The following is a 14,967-nucleotide window of genomic DNA, read 5'->3' as shown; positions in this document are numbered from 1 at the left end:
ATTCGTGTTTATAGTGGCCCCGAAATACCTTGTTTTCTGATCATGATAAAGTGAGCTGCTAACAACGCGAATAAACATGCAGGTAAGAAGAATACATGAATAGCGAAGAATCGCGTTAATGTTTGTGCACCAACAATTTGTGGGTCTCCGGCTAATAATGTCTTAACCCATGGACCGATGAATGGTACTGATTCTGCAATTTGTAAACCTACTTTAGTTGCGAATAATGCTTTCATATCCCAAGGTAATAAGTAACCTGTAAAAGATAATCCTAACATTACGAAGAAAATTAATACGCCGACTAACCAGTTTAACTCACGAGGCTGTTTATAACTACCTGTAAAGAATACTCGAAGTGTATGTAAGAACATCATAACTACGACTAAACTTGCACCCCAGTGATGCATACCACGAACAATAACACCCGCTGCAACATCATGTTGTAAATAATAAACTGATTTCCAGGCATTTACGATATCCGGTACATAATACATTGTTAAGAACATACCTGATAACACCTGAATAACTGTAATGAAAAATGTTAAACCACCAAAACAATAAACGAATGCAGAAAAGTGATAAGCAGGGTTAACATGCTCAGGCACTTCATGATCTGCGATATCGCGCCAGATTGGTGTAATATCAAGTCTATCGTCGACCCAATCATAGATTTTATCGATCATTTTTTACCCTCCTATTTCACTAATTCATTTGGATGTTTTTTACCAAGCGTAAGTACTCCGCCTTTATCACCAGTTTTATACTGATCTAAAGGTCCAAGTGGTGGTGTGCCCGGGATGTTTTTACCATTTTTCTCATAGCGACCATTATGACATGGACAGAAAAATTGATTTGGATTAGATTTATCTCCATTCCATGAAACTGTACAACCTAAATGCTTACAAGTTGGTGATAATGCAATAATGTTCTCACCATCTTTATAAACCCACGCAAATTCTGTTACTTCGCTTGTATACCATGCATCTTTTTGTTCGAATTTGAAGTCAACTTTCGTTGGTTCTTCAGTAATCTCCGAAACTTTAACGCTTGTAGCGATCATATCTCCTGCTGCTCCAGCTTTAAACACAGGATCTAACGCAAAGCGCCCTAAAGGCATAACCATACCAGCAGCCATAAATGATCCAACTCCCATTAAGGAATAGTTTAAAAATTGGCGTCTTGTGACACGTTGGCTCATTTAATTTTCCCCCCTCTAACGCGATTCTTTAATATAAAATATACTAGGACATATCAATTTTAGCTTAATAATTGTACTTGGTCAATAAGATGTCACAATTTATGTACTAAAATTGTCATTAATTATTCCACAAATGAATAATCGCTCTCATGAGCGCTTTCGTGTTATCCTGTACGAACTCTTGTTTCATCTGATCATCTAAAGTTTCTAAAGGTAAAATATTTATTTTATGCACATTTTCTTTATCTAAAATAAACTTTTGAGGGGTTACAAAAAGTATGTTTTTAAAACCGTAATTTAATAATTGCTGCTCAAGTAAATCAATACCATCTTGCTGTTCTAAAATTTGCACCGGTGGTATCACTAATAAACGTCCTTTAAACTGTTGTTCAACATTCATAACAACATATTGAATCATTTCATAATGGTCAGCAATATCCAGCAGATGTTTTGAATAATCTACGGGTACTATCGGCACAATGACTGTATCAATATATTCAAGCTGTTCCTGAAGTAATTTTAAATCCTGATGATTAAATAACATCGTTCTTCTCCTCTATTAAATCATTTTTTAACTTAACAAGTAGTAAAAATCTAAGTTCATTCTTTGTGATTAATGCAATCTCAATCGCATTATCAATATTTTGTAATAGATGATTAAAAAGTTTTGGTTGTGACTTTATAAAGTAAATATCAATTTGAGATGCAATATATTGAAAATTTAACTTTTCATCTTCAATAAATATAAATTCAAGCAGATGCATTATTTCTAGCTGACATAATTCTTCGTACTTAAAATCATCAAACATAATATTAACAAATAAGTTTGTTCCATTATTTAAAAGATAATGAAATATTACATCACTATCTGTATATATTCCATGCTTAAGGATGAGATGTACTTTAAAATTTTTAAAAATAATTAGCTGATCAGACAAGTTTGTAGTTTTTCTAAATTGTAATCTTTTTAATATTTCTTCTTTATCTTTAATAAGATTTAATAGCCATACTGTATTTTTATCCTGAATATCATAACGATACAATAATGATTTAACAAAATTACTACGTGCTTCAATTATTGATGCCACCATTATCTATAGATCAACCTCAGGATCAATTTGATGAATCAAAGTAAATAGTTGTTCGCTAAGCTTACTGTCTGCGATTTCTCGAGCATAATGATAATAGTCAGTCAGAAAAGCTACATTATCTTTTAATACATTATAACTTTCTGCATAAAAATGTTTCGCTTCTTTATCTTTTTCAAGTTGCTGATAACTATAAGCTAGATGCCACATAATCGTTGGATCCAAATCATCTTCATCAATATAAGTAAATAATTTGATTAATTCCTCATACTCTTCTTCTTCTCGGTAATAATCTGCCAGTAATAAACCTGCTTCCACATATGATGGATCAATAGTTAATGCCTGAATTAAATATTCAACCCCTTTTTCATTATGCATCTTAATCATAATACGGCCAGTATCCACTAGTAACTCTTTATAGAATTCATTTAAGCTTAATCCTTTTTGTCCAACAAGAATAGCATCATGATATTTTCGTTCACTTTCTAACAGATTTACAAGTAACAGGTACGCCTGCATATAATCAGGGTCTTTTTCAATAAGCGACTGTAGTGTCTGTATACTTCGTTCAACACGGTCTGCTTTCTGATAACTAATCGCCATTTTGAAATAATCATCACTAAGCAAATCTTTGCTATCGATTTTCTCATAATGAATTACCGCTTCCTCATAGTCACCTGATTGAAGAACACAATCAGCAAGTCTTGATTGTATGTTCACGTTATTTATATAATCAAGGCCATTATTGAGCAAATACTCATAACTACGTGCTGCAGGTAAGTATTGACCGTCAAAGTAATAAATTTCTGCAAGTGCAAAACTTATTATTGGATCATCACTAGACATCGCATAGGCTTGTTTTAACTTTTCAATTGCTACTTCCAGCATATCCTGTTGCTGATAAATATCTGCTTCAAGCATTAATCTTTCAACTGTCAGAGGAGTAGTATGCAGTACTTCAATGGCACGGTCATGTTGGTTATCATCAATCAAACATTCAATGTAATATGCTAATACATCAGGTTCATTAGGATACAATTCAAATAGACGTGTGAAGACTTTTAAACCTTGTGGATTTAATCCATATTGTAATAAAGTATCTCCTAACTGAAACAATGCGTCATGGTCTTCTGTAAATAATGCTTCATCAACCGATGAATCAATATTTTCAATTTTTTGAAGGTGAATCTGATCAATAATTTGATATATATCCATTAGTTGCCTCCCTGTAAAATCTTTAAATCATCCATAAATGATGGATACGATACATTTACCGCATCAAAATCTTCGATGATAATTTCATTTTCTTCTAATAAGTTAGCTACTGCAAGCAGCATGCCGATGCGATGATCATGATACGAAGTAAATTCTAAATCTGTAACTTCGTTTTTTTTCTGACCATACACGATCATACCATCTGCAGTTGCTTCCAGATGGTAGCCAAGCTGGGTCAAACATTCAACGACTCTTTCTATTCGGTTTGTTTCTTTTACCTTTAACTCCTCAGCATTTTGTATCACACTTTTACCATTTGCTTGCGTCATTAATAAAGCAATGATCGGAATTTCATCGATTAAAGTAGGAATCATATCACCATATACGTTTGTAGCATTTAATCGCTTAGTATACTTTACTTCAATATCACAGATGGGTTCCATACCATCTGATACTTTCGTTAAAGTGATATCGCCACCCATCGCTCGTACAACTTCTATAATTCCTGCGCGTGTAACATTTGTTCCTACATTACGAATAACAATATGACTTTTTGGAATAATCAAACCTGCTACAATAAAGAATGCTGCAGAAGAAATATCGCCTGGCACAAATACATCTACAGGTGATAAATGCTCTATTGCATTTTTTGGTAAGTGAATATATTCATTTTTGTAACTAATATCTATTCCAAACTGCTTAAACATTAACTCTGTATGATTACGTGATGTCACCTGTTCTTTAATGTATACATCACTATCTGCATAAAGACCAGCAAACAATAGAGCAGATTTCACTTGTGCACTTTTTACCTGCATATCATATGTAATACCTTGAATGCTTTCTTGCACTTCCTTACTATTGATAACGATTGGTGTGCGATGATTATTTTTGCTACCGATAATATCTACACCCATTAATTTTAAAGGAGCAATGACACGATCCATTGGACGTTGTGCAATTGAATGATCACCACTCAATACTGTCATAAATGGTAAGCCCGCAAGGACACCCGATAATAATCGTGTTGTCGTTCCTGAATTACCTGTATATAACACCTGAGTAGGTTCTTCAAAATTGCGATAGCCTTGTGAATCAATAGTGATGCTTTTTGTCGCTTTATCGATATCAATTTTCACACCAAACTGACGGAAGATATTCATCGTACTGATACAATCATCTCCTAACAAAGGATCAATGATTTTCATCTTTCCAGTCGACAGACTTCCTAAAATGATTGCCCGATGCGTTATTGATTTATCCCCGGGTACGACAATTTCTCCTTTCAAACCATCAATTTTCATTGTAACAACTCCTTAACAACTTTAACCATCGTTCAAATGATTTATTTAATGTATCGTGATTAAAAGATTCTATTTGAAATACTTCTTCTAAATAACCCATTTTATGCTGCATAACAACAAAGCTAATAAATTTATCCTCATTTTTCTTATCCTTACGAAGTAAATCATAATAATAATCAAAGTCATTCACTTCAATATAAGGATATCCCATCCCTCTTATCCATTGATACAATGCCTTGATCACATCATCTTCATAGTTACTTAAAACAAGCGCAAACATTATGCCGTGCATCACAGCAATACCATGGGGCAATCGATGTGTAAACTCCAAAGCATGTCCTAAGGTGTGTCCAAAGTTCAAAAACTTGCGCACACCACTTTCAAGCTCATCTTGCTCTACAACATTTAATTTTGTTTGAATACCATAAGTTATCCATGATTGAATTGTATCTTTATCAGATATATCCTGTACCGAAGTAAAATCCTTCATTAGAAGGTTAAGATCCTCATTGATTAATTGATCCTGTTGATTGATTACATATTTACCATTCAGGAATGCATGTTTTACGATTTCTGCAAAACCACTTAATCGCTCAGTTTCATTTAATGTATCAAGAAAATCAATATCATAGATAACTTGATTCGGACGAATAAATGCACCGATTAAATTTTTTCCATGTCTCGAATTGATACCTGTCTTACCACCAATTGCTGCATCATGCGCCAGTATAGTTGTAGGTACTTGAATAAATGAGATGCCGCGTAAAATACTTGATGCTACAAACCCTGTAAAATCGCCTGTTGCTCCCCCGCCTATTGCAATTAAACAATCATTACGGTTTATATTTTTTTCAAGTAACTGCTCTACAATTAACATGTAGTTATCAAATGTTTTTACTGCTTCTCCAGAAGGTATCAATATCTTTTCAATTTGATATTTTTTTAAAAATGTATCAATCTTTGATTGATGTAATGAATAAACAAACTGATCAATCAAAGCATAGCATTGATGATAATGACTAAAATCATAATTTAGCGATAATGCACTTGCCTCTACAATGATATTGTAATTTTTAACCTGCTGATTAGTTAGATAGTTCGTCGTGAGTTTCATTTAGAACCCCTTAATATATTCTTTATGACGTGCCAAGTTATCCTGAAGCTGTGCTAAATCGTTGGACTGAAATTCTTCAAGAATCTCTTGAGTTACCTCAAATGCGACAGCATGTTCACAAACAATAGAAGCAGCAGGAACAGCACAACTATCACTGCGTTCTATTGATGCTTTATATGGCTCTTTCGTGTTGATATCAACTGAATCCAGCGGTTGATATAAAGTCGGGATAGGCTTCATGACAGCATTGATCACTAAAGGCATACCATTCGTCATACCACCTTCAAAACCACCCAGCTGGTTAGACAGACGATAATAACCAGTATTATCATAACCAATAGGATCCTGCACACTACTGCCTGGTAAATGTTTCATATCATAACCTGCACCAAATGATACGGCTTTAAAAGCATTGATACTGATAACAGATTGTGCAATTTTGCCATCTAACTTACGATCATAATGTACATAACTCCCTAATCCTGCAGGAACATTTTCTACGATGACCTGGACTTCTCCTCCAATAGAGTCGCCGTTAGATTTGGCCTGATCTATTACATCTCTCATGTTTTGAGCCACATCATCATTGATACAACGGACATCATTTTTATCATTGTTTAGCTTAATATCATTTATATCATAATCGTGTTGATCTCTTGCGCCACCAATTTCTACTACACGTGAAAAAATATTAATATCTAATTGTTTTAATAATACTTTACAAACTGCACCCACCGCCACACGCGCAGCTGTCTCACGTGCGCTTGAGCGCTCCAGCACATTACGTAGATCACGATGTCGATACTTCATTCCGCCCACTAAATCAGCATGACCTGGGCGAGGTTTTGTGATGACACGTTTAACAGGTTCTGTATCATCTTTTGGATCAACTCCCATTACTTTAAGCCAATGCTTGTGGTCATCATTTGTAATCACCAATGTAATTGGCGAACCTAAAGTGACACCATGACGCACACCAGATGTGATTTCAACCGTATCTTTTTCAATTTGCATACGACGTCCTCTTCCGTATCCACCTTGACGTTTAAATAATTCTTCATTAATCATGTCACTTGTCAGTTTCATATTTGAAGGCATACCTTCAAGTATGACGGTTAATTTAGGGCCATGTGATTCACCAGCAGTTAAAAATCTCAAACTAATCGCTCCTTATCATTTATCATTATTAAATCTTATCAAATAAATGCCTGAGACTCCAATTTAATATTTGATAAACACAAAATAAAAAAGACAACTACCGTAAGTAGTTGCCAAAATATATTAATTAGTACACCCAAGTAGATGTTACTAAATTGTAATCAATAATTTCTTCTTCTTTGAACCATAAAGCAATTTCTTTTTCAGCAGATGCCACTGAGTCAGATCCGTGAATGATATTTTTACCAACTGTCATACCAAAATCACCACGGATTGTTCCTGGAGCACTTTCAGCCGGATTCGTTTTTCCTACTAATGTTCTACCAATCTCAACTACATTTTCACCTTCTAGAACCATAGCGAATACTGGACCAGATGTAATGAAGTCTACTAATTCACCAAAGAATGGTTTCTCACTATGTTCACCGTAGTGCGTTTTCGCTAAATCTTCAGAAACAGTCATTAATTTAGCACCTACAATTTTAATCCCCTTATTTTCGATGCGTTTTACTATTTCTCCGATAAGTCCACGACCTACACCATCAGGTTTAATCATTAAAAAAGTTTTTTCCATCATTTTCCCCTACCTCTTTATTTTTTTGTAACCTAGAATATTTTATCACTGTAAGCGATTTCTTTCAATTATCAATATACACGATATAACATTTTTTCATGAATTTCTAAAAGATATATTTTTTCTTGACCATCTTTTAATTGATTGAGATGATATTTTGCTTTATCAGCGTATTGTCTGCTTAGCAGCTTGGTTTGAGGAACGCCATACATACGCACATTCTCTATTATAAACTCAAATATTTCTTCACTTTGCTTTACATCAAGATGTTTTATATAATGTTCTAATTTTTCCTTTTCAGGATTATTTTTATTTTGAATTGCTGCCATTAATGGATATGTAATATGCCCATTACGTATGTCACTCGCGACTGGTTTACCTAACGTTTCAGCATCACTCGTATAATCGAGCATATCATCTATAATCTGATAACTCATTCCAATATAATGACCAAACTTACGAATATGAAAGAGCATATCCTGCTCAACATTTGTACTCATTGCACCCAATACACAACTTGCTTCGATTAATATAGCTGTTTTGCGATTAATGCGTCTTAAATATTGTGAAAAGCTTATCGGATACGAGAATCGGTCTGCCATTTGATCAAATTCACCAAAGCAGACATCCATAATCGTTTGACTAAATGTCTGATGAAATGTGGTATGACTTATTTCACTAATGTTATTCAGTGCTTTCGCTAATAAAAAATGACCCGTTCTAAGTGCGATATCTTTATCAAACGCAATATGGACACTTTCAACACCACGTCTTTTATCACTATTATCAATGTAATCGTCATGGACAAGACTTGCCATATGAATCAATTCTAAACTAACGGCTGTCTTAATGAGTTGCTCATAATGTTTACTTTGTCCCATTAATCCAGATAGGAGTACAAACATAGGTCGAACGCGTTTACCGCCGGATTGCAATGTGTGCATACTAGCCTGTTGAATAACTGAAGAATCACTTTGAATAACATCATTCAATTGTTGTTCAACACGCGCGATATGTGGTTGTAAATAGGTCTTGTAATTCATTGCAATCATCCAATCTTATTTATTTCATAGGTTTTATTGCTTTGTGCATCGCACTAACGCCACCCGTAAAGCCTTTAATCTTAATATGAGTAAAGCCAACACCTGCCATTAATTTTGCTAACGTATACTTGTCAGGAAAATCAAAAGCAGATTGTTGTAACCAGCTATATTCTTTCATTGATTTCGCAAATACTTTACCAAATAGCGGCATAATATATTTGAAGTAAAGCATATAACCTTGTTTAAACACAGGAAGCGTCGGATGACTCGTTTCTAGTATTACTATCATTCCTCCCGGCTTTAACACTCGGTAAATTTCAGCGAGACCCTGCTCAAAATCAGGTAAATTACGTAGACCAAATCCGATAGTTACGTAATCAAATGAATCATCTTCAAATGGCATATCCATTGCATTGCCATGAATTAATTCTATATTGTTAAAGTCTTTAATTTTTGTTTTAGCAACAGCCAGCATATTTTCACTGAAATCAAGGCCTGTTACATGTCCGTCTGTACCTACTGCTTTAGCCATTTGTATCGTCCAGTCACCTGTACCACAGCAGACATCCAGCGCTTTACTACCTTTTTTTACTTTCATTTGTTTCATCGTATATTTACGCCATGCTTTATGCTGGTTAAAACTAATAATATCATTCAATTTATCATATTTAGTTGAAACATTTTGAAAAACATTATGTACCATTTCAGTTTTTTCTTCTTTAGTCATTTGATTCGGCAATTCAAGCACCACTTTCGTTTATGTAATTTGAGGTCATAAAAGGTAATAAAAATATATCATTAATCTGTTGAACAAGCTTTTCGTCTTTTGTTAATGCATATTCCTGTTTTAATTCATTTTGCTTTGCGACACTATTTGTCAGTACTTTAAAATGATGTTGATGGAATGGGGAAGCTAAGTAATGATAAAATAAGGCACTTAATAAGTCCGTAGATAATACAAACTTATCTTTATTTTTGTCATTAATAAGATCCTGCATACGCATACTTGTATCAATCGCAAGAATAGCACATTTTGTCTGGTCATCAACCTCTAATTGAGCTGTTGCTTTCAATATTTCATGATTAACTTCTATCATTTCAAAATAAGGATAACGTTGTTGCAATCTTGATACATCATGTATAAAAATATCATAAAATTTCATCTTAATTTCCCCATTTAATTATTCTCTACTTATTATAACTTAATATTTAAAAAATTAAACAGGTTACAACTTTTTAAGTCAAAATAAAAAGCCCTAAAAGGGCTTTTTATAAACACAATTATTTAACTGCGTCTTTTAATGCTTTACCAGCTTTGAATGCTGGAACTTTACTTGCCGGAATGTCGATTTCTTTACCAGTTTGTGGGTTACGACCTTTACGTGCCGCACGTTCACGAACTTCAAAATTACCGAAACCGATTAATTGTACTTTTTCACCTTTTGATAATGATTTTTGAATTGATTCAAAAACAGCATCAACAGCTAAACCAGCTTCTTTTTTAGTTAAGTTTGCACTTTCTGAAACCGCATTGATTAAGTCTGTTTTATTCATGTCAATTCACCTCCCATAGGTTATGTAAATGATACTAAAGTATCATTCTTTAATGACTTTAACATAATAAACGTTGTCACTGCAACGATTTACTCAAAAAACAGCTTAATTTTTTTGATTTATTGCTGTACAGTTCTGAAAATTGGCTCATTTTTCTCATTTATAGTATAGGGCACTGAATAAGCTGGTAATACTGGGGAATCCTGATACAATAAATATCGAATGTCTGTTCCTTGTTTTAATTTAGGATTTTTCTCTGCTATTACCTTCCCTAAATCTAAAGTATAGTCTATCTTAAAATCATTTCCCCCGTTTATGTAAATAGGTAAACTTTCATCACTATATGGACTTTTAACCGTTGGATATTTTTTTAATCCATACTTTTTATAATCAATTTTATATAAATTAGGTCCAACTTTTTTTCCCAGTGCTAAAGTATCTGATTTTGTTTCCAGACGAATACGTAAATTTTTTAAAGTTTCAGATGTTCTGAGATCTATCAATTTCACTGTTGGATCTTTTTCTACATTCATCAGTACATACTGATAGTAGCCACCCATTTCAAATGAACTGCCAGGCAGCTGTGAGAGATATTTAGGCTTCAGTTTATCAAAATCAATCGGATGTTTAACATAAATATCATATGTCATATCTCTCTCTTTAATCGGTAACAGGCCACCACTATCTTTTCTGTAACTATCCACAGCTGTTTGTACCATCTTAAGTTGATCTTCTGGAGCTACCTGGTTCTCTGCACGTTCTTCTTTAGGATACATACAACCTGATAAGGTAAATAACAGTGTAAATAAAAACAATGTAATTCTTTTATCCATGACTTGAACCACCTAACACCACAAACATAAGTAAAGCACTGAGTATGAGTGCAATATAAGCTAAGCCTGTAACTATAATATTCAAGATTTTGTTTCTGACTTTAAAACGTGCTACATAAATTAATATCATCGCAAGTAACATGAGACCTAACGAATAAAATGATACCCACATTAAGTCCATTTTAGAAATATTGAACATAATTAACCTCTATTCATTCTTTTTTTCTCGACTCATTAGCTCAAGGACACCTGTTTTAACATCTAGCCCTTCAAATAATAATTTATAAAGTGCAGTGGTAATAGGCATCTCAACTTCAAACGCGCGAGACATTTCGTATGCAGCTTCAGTCGTTCTGACACCCTCTACAACCATACCCATTTGTGCCAGTGCTTCCTCAAGCGTAGCACCTTTTCCAAGCATATTCCCGCATTTCCAGTTACGTGAGTGGACTGAAGTACAGGTAACGATCAAATCTCCAATACCTGCAAGTCCTAAAAATGTCATAGGATCTGCACCCATTTTTGTACCTAATCTTGTGATTTCAGCTAATCCCCTTGTCATGAGTGCTGCTTTAGCATTATCGCCATAGCCTAATCCATCTGTGATACCTGCTGCGAGTGCAATAATATTTTTTAGAGCACCACCGATTTCTACACCTACTAAATCATCATTTGTGTAGACTCTAAAATACTCATTCATAAATAAATCTTGTGCTAATCGTGCAATCTCCATATGTCTGGAAGCGACTGCTACTGTTGTCGGTTGTTTCACAGCTACTTCTTCTGCGTGACTCGGACCACTTAATACACCCACACCTTTAAGATTTGCAGCATCAATCTCTTCTTCAATCATTTCGGAAATACGTTTGAAGGATTTTGGCTCTATCCCTTTTGAAACATGGACGATAATTTTAGGTGTATCACAATGGCTATTGATTTGCTGCGAAACAGCTCTGATTGCTTTAGTCGGCACTGCAAGGATCAATACCTCAGCATGTCTTACGGCATCCTCTAAATTCAAGGTAGCTTTTATTGTTTGATTAAGTTGTATATCAGGTAAATATTTGACGTTGGTCTGATGCGAATTGATTTCTTCTATAGTTACATCAGTTTTCCCCCACATTAAACAATTATGACCATTATCAGCAAGAACATTGGCTAAAGCTGTTCCCCAGCTTCCTGTCCCAAGTACTGTAACATTTGTCATAGTTTCCCCTCCTAGTTTCGTTTTCGGGCAATAATATGGACCGGTGTGCCCTCAAAACCAAATGCAGCTCTTATTCTGTTCTCTAAGAAACGTTTGTAAGAGAAATGCATCATTTCAACATCATTTACAAAGACCACGAATGTAGGTGGTTCAATTGCCACTTGTGTTGAATAGAATATATTTAAACGGCTACCATTATGTGTTGGTGTAGGATTCATTGCCACTGCGTCTGTTATCACTTCATTTAAAGTACTACTTTGTACACGTTTACGATGATTTTCCCCAGCTTCATTAATATATGGGAATAATGTTTTTAGACGTTTTCCTTCTAATGCCGACACAAATGCGATTCTTGCGTAATCAAGAAATTGGAAGTTTTCTCGTACTTTATCTTCAAATTTCTTCATTGTTTTAGAGTCTTTTTCAACGGTATCCCATTTATTCACAACAATTACTACAGCTTTTCCCGCTTCATGTGCATAACCCGCTATTTTTTTATCTTGTTCTATTATTCCTGTATCCGCATCAAGAACAACTAATACAACATTTGAGCGTTCGATCGCTTTTAAAGCACGTAGTACTGAATAACGCTCTGTCGTTTCATACACTTTACCTTTTTTACGCATACCAGCAGTATCGATCATTACGTATTCCTGATCTTCGAAAGTATATACGGTATCAATCGCATCACGCGTTGTACCAGCTATCGGTGAAACGATAACACGTTCTTCACCTAAAATCGCATTAATTAAGCTTGATTTACCGACATTTGGACGACCGATAAGAGAGAACTTAATCACGTTGTCATCATATTCCTCTTCCGGTTGCTCAGGGAAATGTTTACTTGCAGCGTCCAGCAGGTCCCCGATTCCTAAACCATGTGATCCTGAAATTGGATAAGGTTCACCGAATCCTAGTGAATAGAACTCATAAATATCTGCGCGCATCTCCGGGTTATCGATTTTATTTACTGCAAGGACAACCGGCTTACTCGATTTAAATAACAATTTAGCGACGAATTCATCTTCAATGGTAATACCGTCTCGCCCATTAACCATGAAAATTATTACATCAGCTTCATCGATGGCAATCTCAGCTTGCGCACGAATTTGTTCCTGGAATGGTTCGTCACCTAATTCAATACCCCCTGTATCAATAATATTGAATTCATGTGTTAACCATTCTCCACTTGAATAGATTCTGTCTCTTGTTATACCTGGCGTGTCTTCTACGATCGAAACACGCTCTCCTATAATTCTATTAAAAATTGTCGATTTACCGACGTTTGCACGTCCTACAATCGCTATTGTTGGTTTAGTCAATTTATTTCTTCCTCTCAAATAATATCTTATCTATTTTAACACAGAAAGTACTTTAATCAAATTCTAAAAAAATGTCGATAGTTCACCTGCACTGTGAACTATCGACATCAGTTATTTACTATAAATTTAATCCTTTGAATTTATCTCCGAATACATCACCTAACGTAGGTGCATCTTCATCAGTAGCAGGTTGAGTATTTAAATAAGAAGTATCAAAATCTTCTGTTTGCTCCTCTGTTGCTTTAATCGATAAACCAATACGTTTCTCATCTTTGTTAATATCAAGGATTTTTACTTTCACCTTTTGTCCAGGCTCTAAAACTTCGTTTGGATTGCCAATATGATCATGACTGATTTGAGAAATATGCACTAAACCTTGTAATCCTTTATCAATTTCGACAAACGCACCAAAATTCGCTAGACGTACTACTTCACCATCAACGATATCTCCTACTTTGAACTTCTCATCAATTGTTTCAAATGGACCTGGTAAAGCTGCTTTAATAGAAAGTGATACGCGTTCAGTTTCAGGATCAACACTTAAGATTTTTACTTTCACTTTATCTCCTACTGATAATGCATCTTCTACTTTATCGATATGATCGTGTGTGATTTGAGAAATATGCACTAATCCATCAACATCACCGATATCCACAAAAGCACCGAAGTTCGTCATGCGCAGTACTTCACCTTCAACTACTGAACCAACTTCTAATGTTTCAAGACGTTTAGCCTTTAATACTTTATTTTCTTCAGCTTCAATCACTTTGTGATTTAGAATTACACGATTTTTTTCCTGATCAAGTTCTTCAATTTTTAATGTAAGTACTTTACCTACATAATCAGAGAAATCTTCAATATAGCTCGTAGAGATTAAAGAAGCTGGGATAAAGCCACGTAAACCTACATCAACAACCAAGCCACCTTTAACTGCTTCTTTAACTTCAGCCTCTAAAGTTTCACCATTTTCAAACTTTTGTTGTAAAGAATCAAATGATTCAGATTCATCTAACTTACGTTTAGATAAAATATAGTGACCATCCTCTTCTTTGTCCTCAATTTTAGTCACATATGCTTCTATTTCATCACCAACTTTAACAATGTCTTCTGCGTTTTCTACACGTAAGCTTGATAATTGGCTGATAGGAATAATACCGTCATATTTAGCACCATCTAATTGTAATACAACATGTTTCTCTTCAATTGATTGAACAGTGCCTTTGACTTTATCACCTTCATTAATTTCTAAAATCATGTTTTCGTTAAATTCTTCTGTCATTTGATAGTCCTCCTCAAAGTTAACATCTTAATGCTTATTATAAACTTCTTATAAATCGACAATAAAGTCAAGAAATTA

18 protein-coding genes are annotated in these 14,967 nt (G+C 34.5%); all 18 read right to left on the bottom strand.

Translation table 11 applies throughout. The annotated features are described in order from the left end of the window. Positions 1–8 precede the first annotated feature (8 nt). Entirely contained in the window at positions 9–683 is a 675-nt protein-coding gene (qcrB, locus tag ACMGE6_RS10135) for a menaquinol-cytochrome c reductase cytochrome b subunit (protein WP_086042577.1), read from the bottom strand. Between the two features lie 11 nt (positions 684–694). Then, entirely contained in the window at positions 695–1,198 is a 504-nt protein-coding gene (locus ACMGE6_RS10130; protein WP_414046381.1) for a ubiquinol-cytochrome c reductase iron-sulfur subunit, read from the bottom strand. Positions 1,199–1,316: 118 nt separating this feature from the next. Continuing rightward, the gene (locus ACMGE6_RS10125) at positions 1,317–1,742 is read right to left on the bottom strand and encodes a DUF2487 family protein (RefSeq protein ID WP_414053681.1); all 426 of its coding nucleotides are present in this window, start codon (positions 1,740–1,742) and stop codon (positions 1,317–1,319) included. Continuing rightward, a complete protein-coding gene (locus ACMGE6_RS10120; protein ID WP_414053680.1) occupies positions 1,732–2,289 on the bottom strand; it encodes a YpiB family protein in 558 nt (185 codons plus the stop codon). Before ACMGE6_RS10120 ends, ACMGE6_RS10125 begins: the two co-directional genes overlap by 11 nt. 3 nt (positions 2,290–2,292) lie before the next feature. Then, a complete protein-coding gene (locus ACMGE6_RS10115) occupies positions 2,293–3,501 on the bottom strand; it encodes a tetratricopeptide repeat protein (RefSeq protein ID WP_414053679.1) in 1,209 nt (402 codons plus the stop codon). Continuing rightward, complete coding sequence (aroA, locus tag ACMGE6_RS10110) at positions 3,501–4,805, bottom strand: 3-phosphoshikimate 1-carboxyvinyltransferase (RefSeq protein ID WP_414053678.1); 1,305 nt, start codon at positions 4,803–4,805, stop codon at positions 3,501–3,503. The genes ACMGE6_RS10115 and aroA overlap by 1 nt, the downstream gene beginning before the upstream one ends. Continuing rightward, a complete protein-coding gene (locus ACMGE6_RS10105) occupies positions 4,795–5,919 on the bottom strand; it encodes a 3-dehydroquinate synthase (RefSeq protein WP_414053677.1) in 1,125 nt (374 codons plus the stop codon). Before ACMGE6_RS10105 ends, aroA begins: the two co-directional genes overlap by 11 nt. Further along, positions 5,920–7,077, bottom strand: coding sequence for a chorismate synthase (gene aroC / locus ACMGE6_RS10100; protein WP_414053676.1), 1,158 nt, complete (start codon positions 7,075–7,077; stop codon positions 5,920–5,922). It abuts the gene before it with no gap. A gap of 127 nt (positions 7,078–7,204) precedes the next feature. Next, positions 7,205–7,651, bottom strand: coding sequence for a nucleoside-diphosphate kinase (ndk, locus tag ACMGE6_RS10095; RefSeq protein WP_414053675.1), 447 nt, complete (start codon positions 7,649–7,651; stop codon positions 7,205–7,207). 71 nt (positions 7,652–7,722) lie between these two features. Further along, positions 7,723–8,694, bottom strand: coding sequence for a hexaprenyl-diphosphate synthase large subunit (gene hexs-b / locus ACMGE6_RS10090; RefSeq protein WP_414053674.1), 972 nt, complete (start codon positions 8,692–8,694; stop codon positions 7,723–7,725). A gap of 19 nt (positions 8,695–8,713) precedes the next feature. Continuing rightward, on the bottom strand, positions 8,714–9,421 hold the full coding sequence (locus tag ACMGE6_RS10085; RefSeq protein WP_414054852.1) for a demethylmenaquinone methyltransferase: 708 nt from the start codon (positions 9,419–9,421) through the stop codon (positions 8,714–8,716). 13 nt (positions 9,422–9,434) lie between these two features. Beyond that, positions 9,435–9,857 (bottom strand): hypothetical protein, encoded by a 423-nt coding sequence (locus ACMGE6_RS10080; protein ID WP_414053673.1) that lies wholly within the window; start codon positions 9,855–9,857, stop codon positions 9,435–9,437. 118 nt (positions 9,858–9,975) lie between these two features. Then, positions 9,976–10,248, bottom strand: coding sequence for an HU family DNA-binding protein (locus ACMGE6_RS10075; protein WP_233681285.1), 273 nt, complete (start codon positions 10,246–10,248; stop codon positions 9,976–9,978). Positions 10,249–10,367: 119 nt separating this feature from the next. Next, positions 10,368–11,081: a hypothetical protein gene (locus ACMGE6_RS10070; RefSeq protein ID WP_414053672.1), complete on the bottom strand. Its 714-nt coding sequence runs from the start codon at positions 11,079–11,081 to the stop codon at positions 10,368–10,370. Then, positions 11,074–11,280: a DUF2768 domain-containing protein gene (locus tag ACMGE6_RS10065; RefSeq protein ID WP_414046370.1), complete on the bottom strand. Its 207-nt coding sequence runs from the start codon at positions 11,278–11,280 to the stop codon at positions 11,074–11,076. Before ACMGE6_RS10065 ends, ACMGE6_RS10070 begins: the two co-directional genes overlap by 8 nt. A 9-nt stretch (positions 11,281–11,289) precedes the next feature. Next, a complete protein-coding gene (locus ACMGE6_RS10060; RefSeq protein WP_414053671.1) occupies positions 11,290–12,288 on the bottom strand; it encodes an NAD(P)H-dependent glycerol-3-phosphate dehydrogenase in 999 nt (332 codons plus the stop codon). An 11-nt stretch (positions 12,289–12,299) separates the two neighbouring features. Then, on the bottom strand, positions 12,300–13,610 hold the full coding sequence (gene der / locus ACMGE6_RS10055) for a ribosome biogenesis GTPase Der (protein ID WP_414053670.1): 1,311 nt from the start codon (positions 13,608–13,610) through the stop codon (positions 12,300–12,302). A gap of 118 nt (positions 13,611–13,728) precedes the next feature. Continuing rightward, positions 13,729–14,889 (bottom strand): 30S ribosomal protein S1, encoded by a 1,161-nt coding sequence (rpsA, locus tag ACMGE6_RS10050; protein ID WP_414053669.1) that lies wholly within the window; start codon positions 14,887–14,889, stop codon positions 13,729–13,731. Positions 14,890–14,967 lie beyond the last annotated feature (78 nt).

Source organism: Macrococcus equi (assembly GCF_047426745.1).
GTDB classification, from domain to species: domain Bacteria; phylum Bacillota; class Bacilli; order Staphylococcales; family Staphylococcaceae; genus Macrococcoides; species Macrococcoides equi.
Note: the sequence above shows the minus strand (reverse complement) of the source record. Positions and strands in the feature narration are given on the sequence as shown.

What these genes read in the sequence shown, in the direction of transcription:
- qcrB (WP_086042577.1), bottom strand. Translation starts at nt 683, where the DNA reads ATGATCGATAAAATCTATGATTGGGTCGACGATAGACTTGATATTACA.
- rpsA (WP_414053669.1), bottom strand. Translation starts at nt 14,889, where the DNA reads ATGACAGAAGAATTTAACGAAAACATGATTTTAGAAATTAATGAAGGT.
- aroA (WP_414053678.1), bottom strand. Translation starts at nt 4,805, where the DNA reads ATGAAAATTGATGGTTTGAAAGGAGAAATTGTCGTACCCGGGGATAAA.
- hexs-b (WP_414053674.1), bottom strand. Translation starts at nt 8,694, where the DNA reads ATGAATTACAAGACCTATTTACAACCACATATCGCGCGTGTTGAACAA.
- ACMGE6_RS10075 (WP_233681285.1), bottom strand. Translation starts at nt 10,248, where the DNA reads ATGAATAAAACAGACTTAATCAATGCGGTTTCAGAAAGTGCAAACTTA.
- ACMGE6_RS10105 (WP_414053677.1), bottom strand. Translation starts at nt 5,919, where the DNA reads ATGAAACTCACGACGAACTATCTAACTAATCAGCAGGTTAAAAATTAC.
- ACMGE6_RS10120 (WP_414053680.1), bottom strand. Translation starts at nt 2,289, where the DNA reads ATGGTGGCATCAATAATTGAAGCACGTAGTAATTTTGTTAAATCATTA.
- ACMGE6_RS10060 (WP_414053671.1), bottom strand. Translation starts at nt 12,288, where the DNA reads ATGACAAATGTTACAGTACTTGGGACAGGAAGCTGGGGAACAGCTTTA.
- ACMGE6_RS10080 (WP_414053673.1), bottom strand. Translation starts at nt 9,857, where the DNA reads ATGAAATTTTATGATATTTTTATACATGATGTATCAAGATTGCAACAA.
- ACMGE6_RS10085 (WP_414054852.1), bottom strand. Translation starts at nt 9,421, where the DNA reads ATGACTAAAGAAGAAAAAACTGAAATGGTACATAATGTTTTTCAAAAT.
- ACMGE6_RS10115 (WP_414053679.1), bottom strand. Translation starts at nt 3,501, where the DNA reads ATGGATATATATCAAATTATTGATCAGATTCACCTTCAAAAAATTGAA.
- ndk (WP_414053675.1), bottom strand. Translation starts at nt 7,651, where the DNA reads ATGGAAAAAACTTTTTTAATGATTAAACCTGATGGTGTAGGTCGTGGA.
- ACMGE6_RS10130 (WP_414046381.1), bottom strand. Translation starts at nt 1,198, where the DNA reads ATGAGCCAACGTGTCACAAGACGCCAATTTTTAAACTATTCCTTAATG.
- ACMGE6_RS10070 (WP_414053672.1), bottom strand. Translation starts at nt 11,081, where the DNA reads ATGGATAAAAGAATTACATTGTTTTTATTTACACTGTTATTTACCTTA.
- ACMGE6_RS10065 (WP_414046370.1), bottom strand. Translation starts at nt 11,280, where the DNA reads ATGTTCAATATTTCTAAAATGGACTTAATGTGGGTATCATTTTATTCG.
- ACMGE6_RS10125 (WP_414053681.1), bottom strand. Translation starts at nt 1,742, where the DNA reads ATGTTATTTAATCATCAGGATTTAAAATTACTTCAGGAACAGCTTGAA.